Origin of the sequence: Labilibaculum euxinicum (assembly GCF_963678175.1) — a bacterium.
GTDB lineage: Bacteria > Bacteroidota > Bacteroidia > Bacteroidales > Marinifilaceae > Labilibaculum > Labilibaculum euxinus.
Genome location: NZ_OY782756.1, coordinates 1,865,028 through 1,885,758 on the forward strand (window position 1 = coordinate 1,865,028; position 20,731 = coordinate 1,885,758).

General features: G+C 35.2%; 20 protein-coding genes. 9 read left to right on the forward strand and 11 right to left on the reverse strand.

Annotated elements, in window-relative coordinates; all coding sequences use genetic code 11:
- The first annotated feature begins 12 nt into the window (after window positions 1-12).
- Window positions 13-1,959, forward strand: coding sequence for an OmpA family protein (locus ACY0M5_RS07785; RefSeq protein WP_461631363.1), 1,947 nt, complete (start codon window positions 13-15; stop codon window positions 1,957-1,959).
- Between the two features lie 11 nt (window positions 1,960-1,970).
- Entirely contained in the window at window positions 1,971-3,131 is a 1,161-nt protein-coding gene (locus ACY0M5_RS07790) for a cysteine desulfurase family protein (protein ID WP_461631364.1), read from the forward strand.
- A 114-nt stretch (window positions 3,132-3,245) separates the two neighbouring features.
- Here the strand turns inward: ACY0M5_RS07790 and ACY0M5_RS07795 are convergent, their stop codons facing one another.
- Window positions 3,246-3,788 carry a hypothetical protein gene (locus ACY0M5_RS07795; RefSeq protein WP_461631365.1) on the reverse strand — a complete coding sequence of 181 codons (543 nt, stop codon included), beginning with the start codon at window positions 3,786-3,788 and terminating at the stop codon, window positions 3,246-3,248.
- Window positions 3,789-4,261: 473 nt separating this feature from the next.
- Here ACY0M5_RS07795 and ACY0M5_RS07800 point away from each other — a divergent pair, with 473 nt between their 5' ends.
- The gene (locus ACY0M5_RS07800) at window positions 4,262-7,372 is read left to right on the forward strand and encodes a glycoside hydrolase family 3 N-terminal domain-containing protein (RefSeq protein WP_461631366.1); all 3,111 of its coding nucleotides are present in this window, start codon (window positions 4,262-4,264) and stop codon (window positions 7,370-7,372) included.
- On the opposite strand, the gene ACY0M5_RS07805 is transcribed toward ACY0M5_RS07800, so the two are convergent.
- From ACY0M5_RS07805 to ACY0M5_RS07815, 3 genes are all read right to left on the reverse strand, one after another.
- Complete coding sequence (locus ACY0M5_RS07805) at window positions 7,343-7,801, reverse strand: CYTH domain-containing protein (RefSeq protein WP_461631367.1); 459 nt, start codon at window positions 7,799-7,801, stop codon at window positions 7,343-7,345. The two genes, ACY0M5_RS07800 and ACY0M5_RS07805, sit on opposite strands and share 30 nt — an antisense overlap.
- An 18-nt stretch (window positions 7,802-7,819) precedes the next feature.
- Window positions 7,820-8,587 carry a type III pantothenate kinase gene (locus ACY0M5_RS07810; RefSeq protein WP_124992100.1) on the reverse strand — a complete coding sequence of 256 codons (768 nt, stop codon included), beginning with the start codon at window positions 8,585-8,587 and terminating at the stop codon, window positions 7,820-7,822.
- Between the two features lie 64 nt (window positions 8,588-8,651).
- Window positions 8,652-9,602 (reverse strand): NAD(P)-dependent oxidoreductase, encoded by a 951-nt coding sequence (locus ACY0M5_RS07815; RefSeq protein ID WP_461631368.1) that lies wholly within the window; start codon window positions 9,600-9,602, stop codon window positions 8,652-8,654.
- A gap of 199 nt (window positions 9,603-9,801) precedes the next feature.
- Between ACY0M5_RS07815 and ACY0M5_RS07820 the strand changes: the two genes are divergently transcribed.
- Both ACY0M5_RS07820 and ACY0M5_RS07825 read left to right on the forward strand, forming a co-directional pair.
- Complete coding sequence (locus ACY0M5_RS07820; RefSeq protein ID WP_461631369.1) at window positions 9,802-10,971, forward strand: ATP-grasp domain-containing protein; 1,170 nt, start codon at window positions 9,802-9,804, stop codon at window positions 10,969-10,971.
- A gap of 17 nt (window positions 10,972-10,988) precedes the next feature.
- Entirely contained in the window at window positions 10,989-11,513 is a 525-nt protein-coding gene (locus tag ACY0M5_RS07825) for a GNAT family N-acetyltransferase (RefSeq protein ID WP_461631370.1), read from the forward strand.
- Window positions 11,514-11,527: 14 nt separating this feature from the next.
- Here the strand turns inward: ACY0M5_RS07825 and ACY0M5_RS07830 are convergent, their stop codons facing one another.
- Entirely contained in the window at window positions 11,528-12,079 is a 552-nt protein-coding gene (locus tag ACY0M5_RS07830; RefSeq protein WP_461631371.1) for a GNAT family N-acetyltransferase, read from the reverse strand.
- Between the two features lie 289 nt (window positions 12,080-12,368).
- Here ACY0M5_RS07830 and ACY0M5_RS07835 point away from each other — a divergent pair, with 289 nt between their 5' ends.
- Window positions 12,369-12,824: a cold-shock protein gene (locus tag ACY0M5_RS07835; RefSeq protein WP_124992095.1), complete on the forward strand. Its 456-nt coding sequence runs from the start codon at window positions 12,369-12,371 to the stop codon at window positions 12,822-12,824.
- An 85-nt stretch (window positions 12,825-12,909) separates the two neighbouring features.
- On the opposite strand, the gene ACY0M5_RS07840 is transcribed toward ACY0M5_RS07835, so the two are convergent.
- Window positions 12,910-13,101, reverse strand: a complete 192-nt coding sequence (locus ACY0M5_RS07840; protein WP_101260024.1) for a cold-shock protein — start codon at window positions 13,099-13,101, stop codon at window positions 12,910-12,912.
- A 441-nt stretch (window positions 13,102-13,542) separates the two neighbouring features.
- On the opposite strand from ACY0M5_RS07840, the gene ACY0M5_RS07845 reads away from it, so the two are divergent.
- On the forward strand, window positions 13,543-13,923 hold the full coding sequence (locus ACY0M5_RS07845; RefSeq protein WP_156197417.1) for an ISAon1 family transposase N-terminal region protein: 381 nt from the start codon (window positions 13,543-13,545) through the stop codon (window positions 13,921-13,923).
- Window positions 13,898-14,881 carry an ISAon1 family transposase gene (locus ACY0M5_RS07850; protein WP_461631372.1) on the forward strand — a complete coding sequence of 328 codons (984 nt, stop codon included), beginning with the start codon at window positions 13,898-13,900 and terminating at the stop codon, window positions 14,879-14,881. Before ACY0M5_RS07845 ends, ACY0M5_RS07850 begins: the two co-directional genes overlap by 26 nt.
- Window positions 14,882-15,015: 134 nt before the next feature.
- On the opposite strand, the gene ACY0M5_RS07855 is transcribed toward ACY0M5_RS07850, so the two are convergent.
- The 3 genes from ACY0M5_RS07855 to ACY0M5_RS07865 form a co-directional block, all read right to left on the reverse strand.
- A complete protein-coding gene (locus tag ACY0M5_RS07855; protein ID WP_101260022.1) occupies window positions 15,016-15,207 on the reverse strand; it encodes a cold-shock protein in 192 nt (63 codons plus the stop codon).
- Window positions 15,208-15,561: 354 nt separating this feature from the next.
- On the reverse strand, window positions 15,562-16,317 hold the full coding sequence (locus tag ACY0M5_RS07860; protein ID WP_461631373.1) for a DUF4197 domain-containing protein: 756 nt from the start codon (window positions 16,315-16,317) through the stop codon (window positions 15,562-15,564).
- A gap of 120 nt (window positions 16,318-16,437) precedes the next feature.
- Window positions 16,438-17,325 carry a hypothetical protein gene (locus ACY0M5_RS07865; protein WP_461631374.1) on the reverse strand — a complete coding sequence of 296 codons (888 nt, stop codon included), beginning with the start codon at window positions 17,323-17,325 and terminating at the stop codon, window positions 16,438-16,440.
- Between the two features lie 359 nt (window positions 17,326-17,684).
- Here ACY0M5_RS07865 and trhA point away from each other — a divergent pair, with 359 nt between their 5' ends.
- Window positions 17,685-18,368, forward strand: a complete 684-nt coding sequence (gene trhA, locus ACY0M5_RS07870; RefSeq protein WP_461631375.1) for a PAQR family membrane homeostasis protein TrhA — start codon at window positions 17,685-17,687, stop codon at window positions 18,366-18,368.
- Window positions 18,369-18,481: 113 nt separating this feature from the next.
- Here the strand turns inward: trhA and ACY0M5_RS07875 are convergent, their stop codons facing one another.
- Together ACY0M5_RS07875 and ACY0M5_RS07880 are read right to left on the reverse strand one after the other, a co-directional pair.
- Window positions 18,482-18,808 (reverse strand): hypothetical protein, encoded by a 327-nt coding sequence (locus ACY0M5_RS07875; RefSeq protein WP_101309332.1) that lies wholly within the window; start codon window positions 18,806-18,808, stop codon window positions 18,482-18,484.
- Window positions 18,809-19,028: 220 nt separating this feature from the next.
- Window positions 19,029-20,408, reverse strand: a complete 1,380-nt coding sequence (locus tag ACY0M5_RS07880) for a tryptophanase (protein ID WP_461631376.1) — start codon at window positions 20,406-20,408, stop codon at window positions 19,029-19,031.
- Window positions 20,409-20,731 lie beyond the last annotated feature (323 nt).

Consider the following 20,731-nt stretch of genomic DNA (forward strand, 5'->3'; position numbering starts at 1 on the left):
AATATCAATAAAATGTATCGATCAGTTATCTTATTCCTGTGTTGTTTATTGTTTGGATTTACTTCCAATGCACAAAAAAAATACCGTATCAAGTCGAAGAGAGCCATCAAAAATTATGAGTTGGCTTCAGAGGCTTATCGGCAGATGGATAATTCCAAAGCTCTGAAATATTTGGATGTCGCAATTGAGCAAAGCCCTGATTTTATTGAAGCATGGCTTTTTAAAGCTGATGTTTTGCACGAAAAGGGCAAGACTGAATCTGAAATTGAAGCTTATTTGGGGGCGATAAATATTGATGCCAATTTTTTTCCGAATGTGCATTTTAATCTCGGGAATGCTTACCTGAAAATAGGAGAATATCAAAAGGCATTAACGAAATATGAAGAGTTTCTATCCCTTTCAAATAGTTCCGACAGAAATAGAAGGTTGGCAGAAAAAAGACTGGAAAGTTGCCGGTTTGCGATCAAGTCGATGGCAAATCCTGTCGATTTTAAACCGGTAAACCTTGGTGATAATGTGAATTCCGAATTTGATGAGTATTGGCCGAGCCTTACGGCAGATGAGGAATTGCTTGTATTCACCAGATTGTTGACAGAGAAGAAAGAAGGAACTGAAGTGAAAATCAAAAGACAAGAGGATTTTTATGTGTCTCACCAAGAAGATAGTTTATGGATGCCGTCTGAACCATTATCCTTAGTTATCAATACGGAAAAGAACGAAGGAGCACAAAGTATTACGGCAGATGGCAAATACATGTATTTTACGGCTTGCAATCGTACCAACGGATATGGCCGGTGCGATATTTACTATTCAGTTCGGGAAGGAGATATTTGGTCGGCACCGATAAATGTTGGCAAACCAATTAATTCGAAAGCTTGGGAAGCTCAGCCAAGTATATCTGCTGACGGACGGGAACTGTATTTTGTGAGCAACCGAAAATCAGGAAAAGGGAAAATGGACATTTGGCATTCCAGATTAATTGAAACTTTGGAAGATGGAAAGCAACGATGGACGCAGCCAACTAATCTTGCTGTTAATACAGCAGACAATGAAATGTCACCATTTATTCATGCCGGAAACCGGTATCTGGTATTTTCCTCTGATGGTTTAACCGGAATGGGTGGATATGATTTGTTTAAGACAGAACGCGATAAAGATGGGAAATGGAGTGATCCTGAAAATTTGGGTTACCCAATTAATACATTTAACGACGAAATAGGATTGATTATCAATGCGAAAGGTGATAAAGCTTATTTTTCTTCGGATCGCCTAAAAGGCAAAGGAAAAGATATTTTTAGTTTTGAGATGCCTGTAGATTTGCAGCCACAGTCTGTGTCGTGGTTAAAAGGCAATGTGTTGGATGCTAAATCTAAAAGTCCCGTGCTAGCTTCGCTTTTATTAATTGATTTGATGAGCAATGATACAATTATTCAGATAAAATCAGATCGGACGGATGGCAGCTATTTGGTTTGTTTGCCTTCGGATAGAGAATATATTTTTTCTGCTGAGGCCGGTGACTATCTTTTTTATTCCAAACATTTCGAGATGTTGAATGATAAGAAGAAATCGAATCCTCAACAATTAGATATCTTTTTAGATAAAATTGAAAAAGGAAAAGAAATCGTACTTAGGAATGTGTTTTTTGATATCGACTCCTGGGATATTTTGTCGAAATCTGAAATTGAATTGACCCGCTTGTTTGATCTGTTGGCAGCTTATCCTAAATTAAAAATTGAAATTGCCGGTCATACCGATAATACCGGAACTGAAGATTACAATCTGAATCTTTCCAATAACCGGGCAAAGGCGGTTTGCGATTATTTAATTTCAAAAGGAATAGAAGCAAAACGGCTAAGCTTTAAAGGATATGGTGCTTCACATCCTATTGCAGCCAATGAAACCGAAGAGGGAAGAAGTTTAAATCGAAGAACAGAATTCAAAGTTGTTGAAAATCAATAATAACCAATAAAATGAAACCGATATATCTTGATTACAATGCGACTACACCTATCGCACCGGAAGTTGCTGATGCGATGATTCCTTACTTAAAAGGTTTTTTTGGCAATCCGTCAAGCTCACATTTTTATGGACGGCAATGCAAAGAGGCTGTGGATAAGGCAAGAAATCAGGTAGCTTCATTGCTGAATTGTGATGCTGAAGAATTGATATTTACCAGTGGCGGATCTGAATCAAATAATTATGCATTAAAGGGCTATGCTTTTGCAAATCAGGATAAAGGCAAACATATTATCACTTCTTCTATCGAGCATCCTGCGGTTACAGAGGTTTGTAAATTTTTGGAAACAGAGGGCTTCGAGGTTACCTATCTGCCTGTTGATGAAACAGGACGAGTACAATTGTCTGATGTGAAAAAGGCCGTTCGACCAGATACTATTTTAATTTCGATCATGTATGCGAATAACGAGGTTGGAACTTTACAGCCAATTTCTGAAATTTCGAAATTGGCGCAGCAGAATAATATTATTGTCCATACTGATTGTGCTCAGGCTGTGGGTAAAGTACCTGTTAATGTTCAGGAACTGGGTGTTGATTTACTGACTCTTGCAGGTCATAAATTCTATGGCCCGAAAGGAATTGGAGCCTTGTATATTCGCAAGGGAATTAAATTGCAGAAATTGATTCATGGTGCAGATCATGAAAGGAATTTACGGGCGGGAACCGAAAATGTATTGGAAATTGTTGGTTTGGGAAAAGCCGCCGAATTGGCCATGGAGGAGGAAGACAAACGAATGAGGCATGAAATGAATTTGATTCGGATTTTACGCAGGAACTTATCTAAACTTTCAGATGTTCAGTTTAATGGGAATAATGATTTTTGTTTGCCAAATACCTTAAGTGTTTCCTTTAAAAAAATTCCGGTAAACGAGATTCTAAGTCGGTTGAAACATGTGGCGGCATCAGCGGGTGCCGCATGTCACACTGATTGTGTAAGTGTTTCTGCAACCCTGGATGCTATGAAAGTTCCTTTGGAATATGCAATGGGCACAATTCGTTTTTCTGTAGGCAGATATACCACTAAAACTGAAATCGATTTAGCTTCAAATGAAATCATTGAGGTGATTAAAAGTTTACGCAGAGATGCCAATCAAAAGAAAAGTAAGTTGATGTAAAGTATTTGAAACGACCAATGACAAATATATTTTGATACACAAGAACAAGCTTATTGGTTCATGGTAATCCCGAAAGTTTTCGGGACCATACAGCAACTAAAAAATAAATTATAATCAGATGAAAAACTCATTTCCACCTGCCAGCAATTCTTCAGCTTTGGAAATGGTGTTTTCTTTAACCAAGCTGTTTAGCCAAGGCAGATTGCCTGTTTTTTTGCGCAATTTTGCTTTGGAGTACCAATCTTTAGGATAGGAAATTATGGCTGGAGTTCCTTGCTTCCCATATTCCGGATAGGATTGATAATAAATATCACCAATGGTAACAATTAATTGGTCTTTCGCACTGTGAATTGAAAGTGTGAAATGCATTTCAATCTGGAAAACGGAAGGTCTTTCGCTTAAAGAAATAGGAACCTGGCCTTTGTATCGAAATTCGCCTGAATTTGAATTAATATATTCAATCTTACCATTTACTTGATCCGGAAATGAGGAAATCCATTCTCGAATTTGCTGATCTGTTATTGCTGTTTGCAGATATTTTGTTTCCAAACTAATATTTCCGTCATCATCTAAAAACAAGTCGATGTTCTTTGTCTGTTGGGCAACTATGAATGAGCTAAAAGTAAAGGACAGTAGAACAATGAAGATTTTTTTCATAATGGGTAGCTTAAGAATTGAACATATGATTTGGCATCATCTCAATTTTTAATTTAATCCTTTTTATCGATTTTTCAAAAAGAATAGTTTTCCTTACAATTAAGTTGTAAGCCCTTTTTTGCGGGTAATCAGATAAATAAGGGTCTATCATTATGTTCAATGCGAAGAAAGTGGCACATTTGACACTTGTTTTATCATACCTATTGCAATATTTTTACTTGTGTAGTGAAGGTTTAAATTCCTTCAATTTTCATATTTGACTTGATAAGTTTCAGCTCTTTTTAAGTTTTAAGTATGGTTTTAGTTGTTAGTAATTAAAAGAGGGGCTTTGCCCCTTTTTTATATCACCATAAGTATTCTCTCCTAAATAATTTATTAATTCTTCATTTTAAGTGATGAATCATTCTGTTAATTGACAGGGTATTTATAATTTTGTTGCACTTCACTGTTTTTATAGCCAAAGAAAGATTTTCATGACACATATATATTCTCTGAACAGATTGTTTATTATTCTTATTTTTCTTGTAAGTCATTTTTTTGTATCTGCACAAGATATTGATTTAGAAGATGATAGGTTGGTTTGTAGATTGTCTCGACCCAATATCTGGGCAGATTCCATTCTGTCGACTTTAAGTGATGACGAGAGAATTGCTCAATTGTTTATGCTTGCAGCATATTCGAATAAAGGAGATGAAGAATCTGAGAGAATTGCCGGCTTAGTGAGTAAATATCAAATCGGAGGAATTATATTTTTTCAAGGAGAACCAGGGAAGCAAGCCGAGTTGACAAATAGGTATCAAGCTTTGGCAAAGGTTCCTCTTTGGATTGGAATGGATGCAGAAATTGGACTCGGATCCAGATTAAAACAAACGATAAGTTACCCAAGGCAAATTATGCTGGGTGCAATTCAGGATAATGAATTGATTTTTCAGTTGGGGAAACAGATTGGGAAAGAGTGTAACAGGCTTGGTGTTCATGTGAATTTCTCACCCGTAATGGATGTGAATAATAATCCGCGAAATCCGGTAATTAACAGCCGTTCCTTTGGCGAGGATCGTTACAATGTAACCAACAAATCGTACGCTTTTGCTTCAGGAATGCAGAAATCAGGAATTATTGCTGTAGGCAAACATTTTCCGGGTCACGGAGATACCGAAACCGATTCGCATTTTGACCTTCCTTTGGTAGATCATCCTATTGAAAGACTTGATTCTATTGAACTATTTCCTTTCCGTCGTTTAATAAATAATGGTTTGGGGGGGATTATGGTTTCTCATTTAAATGTACCGGCGCTTGATCCTTTGCAAAAAGTAGCGACACTTTCCCGTCCGATCGTTTCTCAATTGCTGAAAGAGGAAATGGGTTTTAAAGGTTTGGTATTTACGGATGCTTTAAATATGGAAGGCGTTCGTAAATTTTATCCGAAGGGTGTGGTTGATGCTAAAGCTTTGGTTGCGGGCAATGATGTTCTTCTTTTTACCGAAGACGTTGCAATAGCAATTAAAGAAATTAAATTGGCGCTAAAAAGCGGTGACCTTTCCTGGGATGATATCAACGAGAAGTGTTTGAAAATTTTGAAAGCAAAGTATTGGCTCAATTTGAATGAGTACAAGCCAATTGATCAGAATAGACTGTGGTCTGGATTAAATACACAGCAAGGATTTATTTTAAGACGAAAGTTGACCGAGAAGGCAATTACATTGGTGAAAAATGATGAGCAGTTGTTGCCGTTAAAAAGATTAGATACCCTGAAAATTGCTTCTGTTGCTATGGGTGTCCCTATCCGAAACAGATTTCAGGAATATCTTGGCAGGTATGCAGATATAGATTTTTTTCAGATCGGGAAAAGTGCTTCGATTGAAAGTTATTATCAATTATTGAAAAAACTTGATGAATACAATTTGGTGATTGTAAGTAAGCACGACAGTGATATGCGGGCATCAAAGAATTTTGGAATTACGAGTCAGACTATTGAGTTTCTTTCTGAGCTTTCAAAAAACAAGAAGGTGATTTTTGATCTGTTTGCAAACCCTTATGGTTTGGATTTATATGAAGGGACTGATCGGCTAAAAGGGATTTTGGTTTCGTATGAGGATAATATTGAAACTCAGATGGCTTCTGCTCAAATAATTTTTGGAGGTTTGGCTTCTCAAGGGCACTTACCGGTTACAGTTAATGGGCATTTTCCGGTTGGTACTGGTTTTGAAACCAAACACAACCGTCTGGGATTTTCTTTGCCCGAACAAGTTGAATTAAATACACTTAAATTGAATGTTATTGATTCGATAGTAAATGATGCCATTAAAAAAAAAGCAACCCCAGGATGTCAAATTCTGGTAGCTAGAAAAGGAAAGGTTGTATTTCATAAATCATACGGTCATTATACCTACAAAGGAAAAGTAGAAGTTCGTAATCCTGATATTTACGATTTAGCATCACTTACAAAGATTACAGCTGCACTTCCGGCAATAATGCAGTTAAGTGACGAAGGGTGGATTAATGTTGATCATACATTGGGTGAGTATTTTTCAAAAGCCAAAGGCACCAATAAGGATACTCTTATTTTAAAGAAAATTTTAGCTCATGAAGCGAGATTGTTGAGTTATAAACCATTTCAATGGGAGGCTGTTGATTCGGCGAGCTTCGATGGAGATTTATTCAGTGGGAATTATTCGAAACGTTATAGTCTAAAAGTGGCTGATAAATTGTATCTGGATCGAAATTATAAATTTAGAGAGGGGATTTTTTCCAATCAAAGCTCTGAAGAATACCCGGTTCAAATTGCGAATAACCTTTTTATACATAAAGGTTATCACGATACAATAATCAATCAGATATTGGCAACCGAATTTAGAGAATCAAATGGTTATAAATACAGCGATCTTGGTTTTATAATGATGGGAGAGATGATTAAGGATATTTCCGGCGAAAGTTTGGATGGCTATGTGAAAAGACATTTGTACGACATGTTGGGAGCCTCCAGTTTGGGGTATCATCCTTTGAAACGCTTTAGTGCCGATCGGATTGTACCAACACAGGATGATAAGTTTTTTCGAAAACAATGGCTTAAAGCTTATGTGCACGATCCAACTGCAGCAATGCTTGGCGGCGTTTCGGGACATGCAGGAATGTTTGGTAATGCTGGCGATCTGGCAAAATTAGCTCAGATGTATCTTCAGGAAGGAACTTATGGCGGTGAAACCTACATAAGTGCTGAAACGATGAATCGATTTACTGGACGTGCCTACCCAAATTCAGAAAACAGAAGAGGAATTGGCTTTGATAAACCTTTTTACGATCCCGAAGAAAAAGGTGGTCCAACATGCAGTGAGGCTTCCGAATTAAGTTATGGACACACTGGTTTTACCGGCACTATGATTTGGATTGATCCCAAATATGATTTGCTGTATATTTTTCTGTCGAACCGAATTTGTCCTGATGAGTCGAATACCAAATTGATAGAAATGGATGTACGAACTAAAATTCAGGAACAAATATATAAATCAATTATTAGAGAGGAAAAAGTTGATCCTGAATTCATAAGCCTTCCTTTTTCACCATTTGGAAAAGGGATGTTTTATTAGTTCCACATTTAAAAATTTACTTTCATTTGTGACTTCCCGATCAATCCATTGTGGCAGTTCAAAGTCTTCATTTTCAGAACTAAGCTCAATTTCGGCTACAATTAAACCCTTGTTGTCGCCTTCAAATACGTCTATTTCCCAGAATAAATTATTTTGAGGAATCACGAATCGTGTTTTTTCAATCTTCGAATCACAAAGAACTAAAAGATCCTGAGCATCTTTCAACGGAATCTCGTATTCAAATTCAGATCTGCTCAACGGATTATTTCCGGTTTTAATGGTTAAAAAAGATTGATCTCCCGCAATTCTAATTCGTAAACTTTTATCCGGATCACTCCAAATGTATCCTTGAATAAGTTTCTTTCCCTCTGGAGGAAGATCCAGTAAATTTGATTTTATGAGGAATTTTCTTTCTATTTCTAAAGGCATATGTTGCTGAGGCTTGTCTTATTTGTAAAATTTATTTCCAACGATTTTAAGTCCGTCGAGGGTTAACATTGGCTCATGATGATCGAAACTGTTAAGAATAGGAAGCATCACAGTGGCCAATCCACCAGTGGCAATTACAGTAGTTTTTCCTTCCATTTCCTTTTTCATTTCAGTCAGAAGTGATTCAACAAGACCTTTGTAACCGATTACAATACCAGCCTGCATTGCATGAACCGTATTTTTTCCAATGCAGGAGGGAGGAACAACCAAATCGACATTTGGTAATTGAGCTGTTTTTTGAGAAAGCGATGCCATGGCAGTTTTAAGCCCGGGAGCAATTGTCACACCTAACAAATTTCCATCTGCTTTTATCACAGTAAAAGTAAGAGCAGTACCAAAATCAACAACAATGCAATTGCCCGAATATTTGTTGTGAGCAGCAACGGCATTGGCAACCAAATCTGTTCCTATTTCATAAGGATTACTGATTCCAATATCTAAACGCGGATACAATTCCGGACCGAGAACTAAAGGCTCTTGGTTGAACAGTTTTCGAATCATCTCACGGATAGGAAGTATCAGCGAGGGAACTACACTACTCAGAACTACCCTGTTAATCTCTTTCAAATCGATATTCCGACTCGCAAGTAAAGTTCTGTAAATGACTTCGTATTCATCAGATGTTTTGTTGGCAACTGTATGAATTCTAAATTGTTCGGCCCAATGATTATTGCTGGATAAACCGCAGACCACATTTGAATTTCCTATGTCGATGGCTAAAAGCATATGTTGGCTTGTATTTATTGCTTAAACTAAAGATAAAGATCGGCAAAAGCTTTAAAAGAAAAGCCTAATTAACCCTGTTTTTTGTAATTCCATTTTTTAAATACTCAATAATATTCTGACAGGCTTCCCGGCTCATTTCAATTCTGGTTTCGATTGTTGCAGTGCCAATATGTGGTACTACAAGAGCTGTTTTCTGCGTTAATAATTTTGGATGAATAATGGGTTCGTTCTCAAAAACATCCAGTGCGGCACCGGCAATTTCACCTTGTTCCAAAGCTATGGCCAAGTCAGCTTCATTAATAACTGCACCCCGGGATGTATTAATTAAAAAGGCCGTTTTTTTCATTTTCAGGAACTCCTTTTCATTTAATAAATGATGCGTTTCAGGGGTTAAGGGGCAGTGCAGGGAAATTACATCCGATTTTTCAAGCAGATCCGGCAAATGCATATAAACTGCATCCTTCCATTTAATCTCAGAAATGGGTTTTCTATTGTGATAAGCGATATTCATACCAAAAACCATTGCCTTTTCGGCAACCGATTTACCAATATTGCCCATGCCTACAATTCCTAAGGTCTTTCCTCGCAGTGTGCTTCCTAAATTTTTCATTACTCCCCATTCAAATTCCGGATTTGTTTTTAATCCATAATTGCACAACGAAATTTGTCTGCTCAGCGATAATAAAAGTCCCATACACAATTCGGCAGTTGGTTCGCAAACAGCTTCAGGAGTATTGCATACAATAATTTCTTGCTCATTTGCAGCATTCATATCGATATTATTAAAACCAACTCCGTAATTGCTGATAATTTTCAGATTTTTTCCAGCTTTTATTATATCTGCAGAGACTTCTCGGTTAAAAATAGACAGCAAACCAATACAGTGCGGAATCAGTTCAATTAATTCTACTTTTGTGAAGAATTCCTTTTCGGGGTAAATCAAATCAAAATGAGTTTCCAATTCAGTAAGTCCCTCTTTTGGAATTGAATAGGTGATAAGTATTTTATTTTTCACAGAATTAACAGTATTAATTTTTATAGCCTAAAAGGTAGGGATTTAATAAAAATGAGCATTATTAAAAGCTTTGGAATTTAGCAAACTTTTTAATTGCTTATTTGATTTGTTGAGTTTCCTCCATTCTTTTATATTAATAGATTACTATAAACATATTTTGTAGCTTTGTACAAGATTTGATACTTAACATTACTATCGCATGATTTTATTAGACAAACCTTACGTTTCCAAGTTTCTTAAAGAGACAATTGAAAAATATAATTTTCCAACTCTGGATACGGGTAATGTTACCGAAAAGGGGGAGCTTGCATTGATTAGTTCAGAGCAGATTGTACAACATTTTCGTGATAATACAAATAGTCGAATTTATACTAATTCCGAGAATTCTATCAATTGGGTACTGAACCATTTAAGTTTCACCAAACTACCTGAATACATTAATGTGTTTAAAAATAAAATTGAGTTCCGAAAATTGATTCAGGGAATGTATCCTGATTTCTATTATAAGGAAGTGCTCCTTAAAGATTTGGATAAAATTCAATTGGACGAATTACCAATGCCGTTTATAATTAAGCCGGCAGTAGGTTTTTTAAGTCTTGGAGTTCATAAGGTTGTAGATGAGAATGATTGGTCAAGAGTGAAGCAATTAATTCGCAAGGAATTTACAAATGCTCAGGCTTTATTTCCTATTGAGGTAGTAAACGCATCTTCCTTTTTAATTGAGGAAGTAATTGCTGGAGAGGAGTTTGCTTTTGATGCTTATTTTGATGAGAATGGCGAAGCGGTTGTGTTGGGAGTATTGAAGCACCTTTTTGCTTCCGAAAAGGATGTCAGTGATCGGGTTTATTACACTTCAAAGGAATTGATTAAGGCATACCTTCCACAATTTAAGCAGTTTGTGCAGGATCTCGGAGAGCAGGTTGAATTGAAAAATTTTCCTGTTCACATCGAAGTTCGTGTGGATGAAGTGGGTAAGTTAGTCCCTATTGAAGTGAACCCAATGAGGTTTGGTGGCTGGTGTACTACGGCAGATTTAACTTATTTGGCCACTAAATTGAATCCGTATCATTGTTTTTTAAGCAATATTAAACCCGATTGGAATCAGATCTTAAAAGAAATGGATGATGAGATTTATTCTTTGATTATTTTGGACAATTCGACTAAAATACCATCTGGTAAAATTACACATTTTGATTATGAAAAATTATTGACGCAATTTTGTAATCCACTGGAATTACGTAAAATTGATTATAAAATGTATTCTATTTTTGGGATGCTGTTTACCAAAACTCCAAAAGATAAGTTCCATGAAATTGAAGAGATATTAGTTTCTGATTTATGTGATCTTGTCATTGAAGAGTCTCATTAAAATATCATTGCATCGATATGATTACCGATTTTATTATTCGTAGAGCCGAAACTTCAGATGCTCTTTGTATTGCGATGTTTAAAATTCAAGTTTGGCTTGATACCTATGCTGCGGGAGGAGTAAATAACGAATATGCGGAATATTTGGCTTCTGAAATTACCAAAGAAAAAACGGAAACTATACTTCGAAATCCGAATAAAAAAATATTTTTGGTCGAGAGGGATTCGTGCTTAATTGCGTGTTCTCAACTGGATTACGATACTTCTTGTCCTGTAAAAGATATTACAGATCCAGAACTATCCGTATTATACGTATCAAGACATTTTCATGGACAGGGAGTTGGTTATAAACTTTTGCTGCATGCTGAAAATGAGGTGAGAAAAAATAATGGTTCAGGTTTATGGCTCACTGCTTATTACAAAAACCAAAATGCTCTTGATTTTTATCATCGCCGGAATTATTTGGTGGCCGGCAAGTGCTTTTTCGAAATGGGTGAAAATCAATACGAAAATTGGGTGTTCTATAAAAAGATAGGAGCTTAGAAAAAGTGGAGAAATTAATCATTTTGGATTTTATTGATCCACTCGTCTTTAAGAATTGCATAAATTACATCATCAATCCATTCTCCATCTACAAAGATGCTTTTTATAAAATGAGCTTCTTTTCGAAAGTCTAAACGTTCAAGCATAGCTATCGATTTTATATTTGCCGGATCGACCGAAGCAGTAATACGATGTTTGTTTAAATCAGTAAAAAGAAATTTAATTACTTCTGATAAAGCTTCGTTAGCAAAGCCTTTTCCATGATAAGATTTTGCCAGGGTACAACCAAGTTCGACTTGTTTTTCGTCTGCATCTAAAAAATGAATTCCAATGTCACCAATCACTTTCTGATCTTCTCTGCAGATAATTACCAATTGATACCACGTGTCAATCTGGTCGATGCTTTTGGAAACTTTATTGTTGATGAAATCATAAACATCATCAATGTTTTTTGGGATCCAGCCTTGGTACTGATTGGTCTTAGCATCTGAACGATAATCGAATACTTCTTTAGCATGTTTATTTTGGATTGTTTGTAGGCATAATCTTTTAGAGTGTAATTCCATAATAAATCTATTTGTTTCGAATACAGGAAAGATATTTTTTCTGGGTGGATTTTACAAATATGAGTTTAAATCTTATAAATTTGTTTTTTTATATAAAATAGATGATTGGAATTACAGCTTAAATTTGTCATATTCAGGTGCATATTATACCCTTAAGGATAAATAATTAGCAATTTGTTGAGAATAATTCCGTACATTGCAGAACCTTTAAGAAATGATCAGATAGTAGTATTAATTATCGTGTTTATTTTTTGAAGGATTATAATGAATTTCGAATCTTAAAAAAGCTATGGCAAGACCAAAAGAAACTTACAACAAAAAAGAGAAAGAGAAGCAAAAACTCCAGAAAAGAAAAGAAAAAGAAGCGCGTAAAGAAGAACGTAAATCCAGTCCAGGTCGTACTTTCGAAGAAATGCTTGCCTATACAGATGAGTTTGGCAATTTGAGTGATACGCCACCAGATCCAACCAAAAAGAAGAAAGAGATTAACGAAGAAGACATTGTTCTTGGTGCACGAAATAGTGATGACGGTAATTTTGAACAACCTTTAAGAGAGGGGATTGTATCTTTTTTCAATACTAGTAAAGGATATGGATTTATTAAGGATTTAGAAACCAAGGAGAGTATTTTTGTGCATATCAATGGTCTTGTAGATTCAGTAAGTGAAAATGATAAAGTTAACTTTGAAACTGAGCGTGGTCCTAAAGGGATGAATGCTGTAAATGTTACTTTAGTTAAAAAATAAACAGCCTTTTCGGTTGTTACAATTTTAAGAAATAAAAAACCACCCCAAAAGGGTGGTTTTTTATTTTGTATGAAAGTAATATGAACTAGTCGATTACTCTTACATTTACTGCGTTCATACCTTTTCTTCCTTTTTCCATATCGTACTCAACTTTATCGTTTTCACGAATTTCGTCGATAAGACCCGATGAGTGTACGAAGATGTCTTCACTTGAATCTGCTGGTTTAATGAATCCAAAACCTTTAGATTCGTTAAAGAATTTTACTGTTCCTTCCATTGTAATGTTTTTTAAAATAATAAGATGTTTGTTTAAAGTCTGTATTCTCATTTAATTGCCAGTAACAGTTCTATTATTTTTTATTCCTAAATGGAATGAATAGTAATGAATGATATTGAAATTATTATTTAATAAGACTTTCGAACAAAACAAATATAAAAAAAACAATTTTTCAATCCAAAAATAACCGGCAAAGTTTTGAGTTCTGTAATGATACTTGTTGTGAGGTGATTATGGATTTAGTTTGGTTGGATTTTCACAGTTTGGTTTATGTAGATTATTCGGGAGAAGGAGTGAGTTGATATGGAAAAGAGATGGTATTTATTCTTGCTGAGTTAATTCTATAGCATAGAAATGCAAAGCTGATATTTATAAAGGATCAATTCAAAAAGTAGGTGGATCAAAAGGAATAATTTAATTTTGTTGTCTAAAATTTAGACGATGGATTCAACAAAAGATCACTACACCCTCTTACTTCAAGCAATTTTACCAGAAGAGATATTTTCCTACTTTGAGATCACTCAAGTTATTATTGATGAAAATCGATTGGATGTTCATCTGGATGAATTACATCAATTCCCAGAAGAATTTTCATCAGAAAAGCTGACTTCAAAAGGTTTTCAGTCAGCAGTGGTGATTCAAGATTACCCTATTCGGGAACGCATGGTTTACCTGCATGTTCGCAAAAGGAAGTGGCTCGTTTGTTCTACGGGTCAGATTGTAAGCAGAGATTGGGATTTGATAGCAAAGGGAGCTCGATATACAAAAGGGTTCGCTTCTTTTTTAAAAGAATTATTTGGACAAATACCCGATCAGCAGTAAAAGCCTTGAAAAACATTATCATATCAATGGGAATCAATTTTCTCAGCAATACAAAGAACACTTAAGTGATTTTAATCAATGGGATCAGAAATCTCATGCTCACAAGTGGATGGTTTTTCCTGAAAATATTGGTACTAAGCTAAGTATTGATGAAACAGCCTTAACCAATGGAGAGCTTTATACAATAATTACCAATAAGGCAGCAAAAGGCCGAAAAGGAGCATTGGCTGCCATGATTCAAGGGACTCGATCTGAAAATATCATCTCCATCTTAAAGAAGATTCCCAAGAGTATTAGAGGTTTAGTCGAAGAAGTAACTCTGGATATGGCGGGAAGCATGAATAAAATCGTACAAAGCAGTTTTCCCAAAGCAAGCAGGGTAATTGATCGTTTTCATGTTCAGAAATTGGCTTATGACGGTTTACAGCAAATGCGGATAGCTCATCGTTGGGATGCTCTAAATGAAGAATCTAAAGCGATCAGAGAAGCTAATTACAGGGAAGAGAAATATCAGCCGGCCGTATTTGATAATGGGGATTCTAAAAAGCAACTTTTGGCAAGAAGCAGGTATTTACTTTTTAAATCTGCAAACAATTGGACAAGAAGTCAGAAAAAACGTGCAAAAATTTTATTTGCCCAATATCCTGATATGAAAGAAGCATACATGTTAACTCATAACCTGAGATTGATATTTACACAAACCAAAGAAAAGGGTATTGCTTATACAAAATTAGCTCATTGGTTTAGAAAGGTTGAAGAGACTGGATTTAAATCATTCAGAAGTATTAAAAACACTATCCAAGATCATTATCAAGGTATTTTAAACTACTTTGATAATCGCAGTACGAATGCTTCGGCGGAATCTTTCAATGCAAAACTGAAAGCATTCAGGGCATCACTTAGAGGGGTGAGAGATATTAACTTCTTCCTTTTTAGGGTAGCTAAAATATATGCATAAAAAAAACTTACTCCACCTTATATTTGAATTGATCCTTTATAAATAAGAGCTATTTAGACGTATTTACCGATTTACAGACACAAAAAAAACCATCCTGTTGGATGGTTTTCTATTTTGTATAAAAGTAATACGAATTAGTCGATAACTCTTACGTTAACGGCATTCATACCTTTTTTTCCACGTTCTGAATCGTACTCAACTTTATCGTTTTCACGAATTTCGTCGATAAGACCTGTTGAATGTACAAAGATGTCTTCACTTGAATCGTCTGGTTTAATGAATCCAAAACCTTTAGATTCGTTAAAGAATTTTACTGTTCCTTCCATTGTAATGTTTTTTAAAAATAATAAATTAAACGTTTAAAGACTCTAATTTAGTAATTAACAGTAACAAACCTATTATTTTTATTCAAAAAGAAACAAATAGTAATGAATGATATTGAAATTATTGGTGGAGATAAATCTCCCTTAGTACTTTTAAACACTGCAAATTTATATAAAACTTTTATTCTATCCTAACTTCAGGCAAAATAGTTTTAGTTTGTGGCCTATAATTAACGAATATATCTTTTAAATAATCATATCCTTGTATAATGTGTCTGATTATTAGTTACATATGTGTTTGTTTAAAAAAAGATGTTTGTTAAATTAGTTGTGTTTAGATACGAGAAATCTGTATTATTATTTATCCAGTTCACCAAATACTCTTTTTAAGAGATCATTAACCCTCTTTAAAGGGTCTTTTCTGATTAGTTTTTCTTCATCTGCAACTTTGAGAAATAAAGCACTAAGCGCTTTTTCGGTCACATATGCATCAAGCTTGGTATTTATTGGCTCTAAACTGGCTAACTTTCCGGCAAAGCTTCCGGCCACCGCATTGTAATTTTTGGTTAATAAACTCCACGATTCATTCGTAGATAAATTTGCAACCAGTTTTTTATCTAAGGACGCCTTTACTTTGGGCATAAACAGCTCCTGTAGTTTATTTTGAGTTTTGTTTTGAAGATATATGGTTGCCGCATTATTCCCTCCTTTAAGAATACCGAATGCATCTGCAATTGTCATTTCTGTAATAGCAGAAACAAATATTGGTGTTGCTTCAGAAACCGCATCTTCAGCAGCACGGTTAAGTCTAAGAACTACTTTATCTACTAATTCTGCACCTCCTGGTATCAGATTGATGTTCTTTGTAATGCTTTGTGCCTCCGGAGGCAGCAATATTTTAATCAACTCGTCTTTGTAGAAACCATCCTTCTTGGATAGCAGGCTTGACGCATTCTTACTGCCAATTTTTAATGCCTCTTTTAATCCGGAACTTACTTCAGTGCTGGATAAAGGTTTTGGTTGTGAGAGTGCATACTGATCCATGAAAGGCTGCAGCTCAGCGCAAGAAGCAATTAGGAAACAGATTAATAGGATTGAGATCGTCTTATTCATAAATTGTTGCTTTAATGAAGCTGTTTGTTTTTAAACGCAACAAGGTATCAAAAAATGATAGGAAATTCAATAATAAAAGCCTGCAGAAAATTATGCAGGCTTTACAATTTATAGTTGTATTTACTCAGTTATTGCTTTCATAAAATCTTCCACATCCCCAGGGGTGCTCATTATTCTCATAAATGTTCCCATAGTTAGTTCCGGCCAATACAAGGCAAAACGATATTTACCATGCAGCATACTTGCCTCTTTTCCTTGCAGGATAATTTCATAAGGCATGGCAGCAATATGATCTTCTCCAATTATTGGAAGGAATTGTTTTTCCCCATCTTCAGGATCTAATAAACCAATTCCAAACACGGCTATGTTTTTGTCTTCAAATACTTGTTCGTAAATTAAATTGGCATTTCCTTTTTTTGCTTTTAAATTTTTACGGATAGTTGTTAGTCCTGCTTCGAATGATTCGAACTCACTTAAATCAACAGGATCACTGAAATATGGCATCATCATTTTGTAATGATACTTTTTTAGTGAACTTTCTTTTACTTCTCCGCCAAATGGAGAAAATTCATCACCTATTGCTGATAAGGATTTTTTCACATCAGAAGTAATCTTTGAAAGCAAAGGTTTGTCCGTTTCGTAGTTACTTAAATAGGCGCAAAAAACATAGTCTGGGTTAAGCATACTTACTATAGTGCTTTCTCCTTTTTTAACCAAACCTATTTTAAGCACACTGGCCAAAGTACCTCTGTCTGCTGACTTTAGACACAATTCCCTTAGATCATTTCGCGTGAAACAAATTACGTAGAGTTCTTGGCTGGCTTCAGGCTGGTATTCTCCTATTATTGAAAATTGATTTGTTTCAAGATTTTGTTTTATGCTTGAAATCAGTAAACTGATATCCGTTTGTGATGTTCCGGCTTTAATGAACGGAGACATTTTATTTTCTTGTGCATTGCTAATCTGGATCCAGGCAAAGCAAATCAGAATTAGGACTATTTTCTTCATAGTAATATTAGTTTGTAGTTATTAAGATGTTTAGAACTCCTAATATATAAATATGAAAATAGATAGACTATATTATAGGAATTGTTTTCTGTCTGAATTTTTTGGACTAAAGGCATTTGCGATCCAAAGCTTCAATCAATACAGCACTTTTTATTCTATTTTAAATGATTGTAAATTGTGGTATTATTAATTTTGTGGCGTCGAATCTTTTCCTGAAATTTGATTTTCTTTCCAAAAGGAAGTAGGAAGCGGATATTTAAACTGAATGATATGAAAAGACCATGTAAAAAGTGTTGCATACAGGAGAATGAGTGTAATTTGGGAGTTATATCTGACCTTAATCAAAAAATTATAAACAGATGAAATGGATTTTATTGCTGGCGAGTTGGACTAAAGAGGAGAAGAAAAGATTTTCATCCGATAAGGAAGCAATTCATGAGTTTACCAACTGGCTTTCTCATGGGCTGGGATTAATTTTTGGTATTCCGGCAGGATTGTGGTTGTTAAGTATAGCCTACGAAACGCAGAATATTTACGGATTTACAGCATGCTTACTCTTTGTGGCCGCATTTAATTTGCTCTATGCTTCATCAACTGTTTACCATTATATGGTAGGAAGTCCAAATCGTAAATTGTTTCGAAAGTTCGATCATATCAGCATTTTTTTTATGATTGCTGGAACCTACACGCCTTTTCTGGTTATTTATTTGAATAATCAGGTTGGCAGACTTTATTTGATGATTTTGTGGGGATTGGTAGTTGTTGGAATATTTTATAAAATATTTTTGCTGGGCAGATACCGCTGGATCTCTCTCATGTTATACATATTTATGGGCTGGATTCTGTTTTTTAATTTCTCTGCATTTAGTTCATCTCTGCCTGCTTTGTGTTTGCAGTGGATAATTGCAGGTGGCATCTTTTATATGTTGGGTGTGGTCTTTTACATGTGGAGAAAGTTGCCGTTCAATCATTTTATATGGCATTTATTTGTGTTTGCAGGTAGTATTTCTCACTTTATTGCAGTGTATTATTGCATTATATAGCAGAGGCTGACTCAAAATAAGAAGGGGCATCTTTGATATACAGATGTTTCTATTTTTTGAATCAAAAAATGGTTTGTGCTTGAGGCAGCCTCAGGATAATTTTATTTCTGTTGCTAACAAATTCTGCAGTTCTTAACATACCAGGAAACAGAATGCTCATTGTTGTCAACCAATTCTTTTATAATTTTTCGATCATCCCAAACAGCACAACAAGAGGTTGATTGATTTAGGGCCTTAGTCAATTTTGACCAACGATCCATGATTTCCATGGTTAGAAAACTTTCGTACTCTTTGAATACTTCGATAGCACATGAACCACAAAAATGTAATTGATCTTCAAGCGGTTTAAGATTTTCATTTTTTGTAAAAATGTGTTCGCCTACCTTAAAAAATTCATTCTCTTTTAATTGAAGAGTTAATTTTAAATCAATTGTAGTCATAGGTTTGGAGATTAGGGTTTGCTTCTTTTTTTCTCTATTTAAACATTTATGGTTTTTCTTTTATTGTCTGATAATCTGCTGATTCTAATGCACAATTAAAAATACGCAATTTTGAAGTCCCGAAAAAATAAAAAATCATTAAGGATAGAATTCTTTATTTAGATCAAAAAAAAAGCTCCCCGAAGGAAGCTTTACGTTCTGATGTTTTTTTGATTTTTTATTAGTCTATTTTTTGCAGTTGAACAGTGAAATGTCTCATAATTGGAGCTTCGTCAATAATTTTAAACCCATGTTTAATTTCATTTCTTCGATCATAAACATTTTTCAGAGCTACTGCAACAACATCCATATGGTTGTTGGTATAGGTTCTTCTGGGAATTGCCAAACGCAGTAGCTCTAAGGCAGGATAACGGTTTTCTCTGGTTTCAGGATCTCTATCCGCTAAAATTGTACCGATTTCAACCCCGCGAATTCCTGCTTCCAAGTACAATTCACAACCTAACGTTTGTGCCTGATACTCTTCTTTTGGTATGTGAGCTAAGATCTTTTTTGCGTCAACAAAAATTGCATGTCCTCCAATTGGTTTTTGGAACGGAACACCAAATTCCTCTAATCGGCTACCTAAATATTCTACTTGCTTAATGCGTGTTTCAAGATATTCAAATTCAGTTCCTTCATCAAGGCCTTGTGCCAGTGCATTCATATCACGTCCCGACATACCTCCGTAGGTAACATATCCTTCAAACATGATATTGTAGGTAGATGCTTGTTTCCAAAGGTTTGCATCTTTCATCCCAATGAATCCACCCATGTTTACAATTGCATCTTTTTTGGAACTCATCGTTGCCATATCGGCATAAGTATACATCTCTTTAACAATCTCTTTAATTGTTTTATCCTGATATCCTTCTTCACGAGTTTTAATGAAGTAAGCGTTTTCGGCAAAACGAGCGGAGTCAAAACACACAGGAATTTCATATTTTTCGGCCAATTTTTTAACTGCTTTCATATTAGCCATTGAAACAGGCTGACCACCCGAAGTATTGCAGGTAACAGTCACAATAATCATTGGAACTTGTTCTTTTGGATAAGTAGAAAGAACCGATTCAAGCTTAATAAGGTCAAGGTTTCCTTTAAAAGGATGATCGATTACTGTATCAAAAGCTTCATCAATTGTACAATCAACAGCTTTTGCTTTTCTAAATTCAATGTGTCCTTTTGTTGTGTCAAAATGTGAGTTTCCCGGAACAATATTGCCTTCTTTAACCAATACCGAGAACAATACATTTTCTGCAGCCCGGCCTTGGTGAGTAGGTAGAAAATGATCAAATCCCATGATGTTTTTAATAGCTTCCTTCATTTTGTAGTAGGAGCGTGCACCAGCATAACTTTCATCTCCCAGCATCATTGCCGACCATTGTTTATCACTCATTGCACCTGTACCGGAATCGGTAAGCAAGTCAATAAATACCTGATCGCTTTTTAGATTAAAAAGGTTGTAATTAGCCTCTTTAAGCCATTGTTCCCTTTCTTCGCGAGTACTTCTTTTGATGGTTTCAACCATCTTGATTTTATATGATTCTGCGAATGGTAATTTCATAATGTTTCGTTGTTTGTTTTATTGTGGTATATAGCTGTGTAATTATCTATAGGATATAATTCTCCCATATCAATTATGTGCTCTTTGATAAATGTATACGTAAAAATTTGAGGTAGGATGCCTCAGGCGAATCTAGAAGTGAAACTCGTCTCTGTTTTTAATATTAAGGTAGACCTTGTGTGTCAGTTTTGGAAGTTGATATTTTGTTTCCATAGTTTCTGATTTTCTACTTCTGCCAAAAATAGAATAAATTCTGCTGAATAAAAAGGGAGACCGGATATTTTATGCAAACGTTTGTTTTTGAGAGCAGTTTGTTAGAGCTC